At 66.7% G+C, this 3227-nt stretch carries 3 protein-coding genes; 2 read left to right on the top strand and 1 reads right to left on the bottom strand.

Features of this window, described 5'->3' with window-relative positions:
- Positions 1–104: 104 nt before the first annotated feature.
- Positions 105–2267, bottom strand: a complete 2163-nt coding sequence (fxsT, locus tag NS3_RS30255) for an FxSxx-COOH system tetratricopeptide repeat protein (protein ID WP_067865977.1) — start codon at positions 2265–2267, stop codon at positions 105–107.
- A gap of 78 nt (positions 2268–2345) precedes the next feature.
- Here fxsT and NS3_RS27865 point away from each other — a divergent pair, with 78 nt between their 5' ends.
- Complete coding sequence (locus tag NS3_RS27865) at positions 2346–2528, top strand: hypothetical protein (RefSeq protein WP_067865974.1); 183 nt, start codon at positions 2346–2348, stop codon at positions 2526–2528.
- A gap of 350 nt (positions 2529–2878) precedes the next feature.
- On the top strand, positions 2879–3115 hold the full coding sequence (locus NS3_RS27860; RefSeq protein WP_245649848.1) for a PLDc N-terminal domain-containing protein: 237 nt from the start codon (positions 2879–2881) through the stop codon (positions 3113–3115).
- Positions 3116–3227: the final 112 nt, after the last annotated feature.

The raw sequence follows: 3227 nt of genomic DNA, 5'->3' as shown, positions 1-3227 counted from the left end.
CGACAGGCGAATAGTTCAGGCCGCGTGTTGTGTCGACGAGCCAGCTCGCCGACACAACACCTGACAATGCCACGTCGTCTCGCACCAAGACCGCCGTCGACGGATCAACTCTGAGGACGGTGTCTTTTCCGCGCCGATAGGAGATTGTCGCGGTACATCGCTATATGAGGATGGCCGGCGTCGAGGACACGCTTGGAGTCAACGAGAGTCCGCTCGTACAAGGGGATCGCCTCGGCGAGTCTTCCAGCGGAGTCGTAGGCGTCGGCGAGGTTGTTGCGGGAGATCAGGGTGTTGGGGTGGTCGGGCCCGAGGATCCGCTCACGATCGGTGAGGGTTCGCTCGAACAGCGCGAGCGCCTCGGCGACCCGCCCCACCAACTTGTAGGCGTCGGCGAGGTCGTTCCGGGAGATCAGGGTGTTGGGGTGGTCGGGCCCGAGGATCCGCTCACGATCGGTGAGGGTCCGCTCGAACAGCGCGAGCGCCTCGGCGACCCGCCCCACCGATTCGTAGGTATCGGCGAGGTTGTTGCGGGAGATCAGGGTGTTGGGGTGGTCGGGCCCGAGGATCCGCTCACGATCGGTGAGGGTCCGCTCGAACAGCGGGATCGCCTCCCGGAACCGCCCTGCCGACTGGTAGGCATTGGCGAGGTTGTTGCGGGATTGCAGGGTGTCGGGGTGGCTGGGGCCGAGGATCCGCTCGGAGTCAGTGAGGGTGTGGTGGGCTTGGGTGATGGATCGTGTGGTATCGGCGGACCTGATCAGTTGGCGGGTGGCCCATCGGCGGTGGGCCAGCAGGGGGGTGCGGGTGTCAGAGCTGATGGCTTCGTGCTGGCCGGTGATCGTGGTGAGGGCGTCGATGTGATCGACAAGGCGGGCGCCTTCCAGGCGGCGCTGGAACGCCTGGTGCTCGTCGAACAGACGTGGTGCCAGGACCGCGGCGGCGTCAGCGGCGAAGGCGTCGAGGGTGCCGTCGGCTACAGCGCGTTCGCGGATCACCCTCCCGGTCAGCCGGTGCATTACCAGCACCCGCCCGCCAGCCGACCATGACAGCAGTGAACCTTCTACACCCCAGATGATTGCCGCGTGTGTCTGGAAGTCCGACTCGTCGTCGCGGTCCAGCAGGTCGGCTTCCACACCGTCGGGGGACAGCATCGCCATCACGCCCACCAGCCATCGCACCCGCTCGTCGGCGCCACCGTTTTCGGCGGCGTGGATGACGGTGTCGATTGCCAACTGCAGGGCCTGATCTACCGCCCGCTCGTAGCCGCCCCACTGGCGGCGCATGACCGTCGGCAGCGGCTGGGCGGCCAGCTTGTCTCGGTATTGCTGGTAGTCCAGCTTGAGCTGGACGATGGTGGCGGCCGCAGCCGCCAACGCCAGCGGCAGGTCCCCCAGCTCTTTCGCGAGACCATCAGCACCTTGGGGGTCGTCGAGCTTGGTGGCTGTGGCCAGGTACTGCACGGATTCGCTGCGTTCGAATCCTTCCTTGGCGTCGACGAGTTCCCCGAGGCTGGTGAAGGCACGGTCGGTGCTGGTGATCACCACCCGCACCCGGCCACTGGTGGGCAGGAACTCGGCGAGGAAGTCCGGGTCGGTGGCGTTGTCGAACACCAGTACCCCCGACGGGCCTCGGGCGCCATTGAGGTGGTTACGCAGCCGCCGCGCCGAGGACTGTGGGTCACCGTCGGGGTCGGCCACCCCCAGGACGGTCGCGAGTTCGGTGAGCCCACCCAGCATGCTGTCGTGAGTTTCGGCGCCGATCCAGGCCACCACACCCGGTTCGTCGGTGACGATCACTTCCCGGGTGTAGGCCGCGGCGATCTGGGTTTTGCCGGCACCGCGCATCCCGCACACCACCACCGCCACCGGTGAGTCCTGCAGCGTCTGCCGCAGCTGCGCCAGCTGGTCACGGGCGACGAAATGCGGCGCCCGGGCAGGGATACGGCCCATCACCACCGTGCCCCCGCCAGTGTCGGATGGTTGGTTGAGCTCACGCCACTCACGATCAACGAGCAGCCACAGCTCCTGGACCTGAGTGATCCACTCCTTGGAGCCATCGATGGTTTCGGCGATCTTCTTGACCGTTTCCCAGGGCATCGGGCGTGTGGCGTTGACGAGGTCGGACACGGTGTTCTTACCGCAGTACGCCTTGCGCGCCAGCTCCGCCTGACTGGAGATCTCAGAAACACGCAGCTTGGCACGGATCGTCTCACCCAGCACCCGCGCCGCCTGCGGTGGCCGGTCCGGCGTGGTGGGGATACCGCTCACCTGCTGACCTTCCCGAGGATTTCCCGTCTTCGTCCCCGGGACGCCCGGGACGCCCATCATGCCTGCAATCTCAACGCCATGAACACAATTCAAGTCCTGACGCTGCTGCTGGCCCTGTCCCTGGCTCTCAACCTCGGATTCGTCGTCGCCTGGCTTGCCATGGCCTGCGGGCAGACCGCACCCGCGGCCACCCTCATCGCCCTCGGCGTTGTCATCTCCGCCCTTGGCGTCTACTTCGCCGCCCTCGCGGCCTACCGCTGAACCAAGGCCGCGTGTCTCCCCGGGCAACCTGGCATCAGCAGCGAACCCCGCTGCCGATCTCAGGCCGGAGATAAGGTCTCGGGCTGACCTCCGGTTTGGGCGCCTTACCGGCGGCCAGGAGCGAGGCCCCGTCGCCGTCGAATTCTTGTCGCCTTGGCCGTTGGGGAACGCCTGGCTCTGTCGTCGGCCCGCAGCAAACCCGCCACCGGTGTCGAGCTGGGGTGTACTCCAAATCCACAGCGATGCGCCAGCGCGGGAGGGCGCGGGCCACACTCTACGATCTCGAAGTGCCGACCAGGCTGTGGGCTGGAGCAGGGATAAGCGACTGCGCTGAGGCGGGGGTGGACTGCATGCCCGGTTTCGGCATGTTTCTGGTGGAACTTGTTGCGCTGGGGTTGTTCCTGATCGTCTGGTTCGTCTCGGTCCCGATAGCGACTTTCTCGATCTTGTCCGTGGCGAATACTGCTGGGCGTCGCGTCGCGTGGTTGGCGGTGGTGTGGTTGGTGCCGGTGGTCGGTGCCTTGGCCTGGTACTTCCGTGCCCGCTCTCGCGTGGCGTGCGATGTCGAGGACGGACGACCGGTCTGAAGGTCAGGCTGTCTTGGTCTCGGCGAGGTAGCGGTAGAGGGTCGCGCGGGAGACCCGAACGCGGCTGCGACCCAGGTCGGGCTCTGTTCGGCGTTCGGGTCGGCCCACGATC

Source organism: Nocardia shimofusensis NBRC 100134 (assembly GCF_001613125.1).
GTDB lineage: Bacteria > Actinomycetota > Actinomycetes > Mycobacteriales > Mycobacteriaceae > Nocardia > Nocardia shimofusensis.
The sequence above is the reverse complement of the archived record's forward strand: the minus strand, read 5'-3'. Positions and strand labels throughout refer to the sequence as shown.

What these genes read in the sequence shown, in the direction of transcription:
- NS3_RS27865 (WP_067865974.1), top strand. Translation starts at nt 2,346, where the DNA reads ATGAACACAATTCAAGTCCTGACGCTGCTGCTGGCCCTGTCCCTGGCT.
- NS3_RS27860 (WP_245649848.1), top strand. Translation starts at nt 2,879, where the DNA reads ATGCCCGGTTTCGGCATGTTTCTGGTGGAACTTGTTGCGCTGGGGTTG.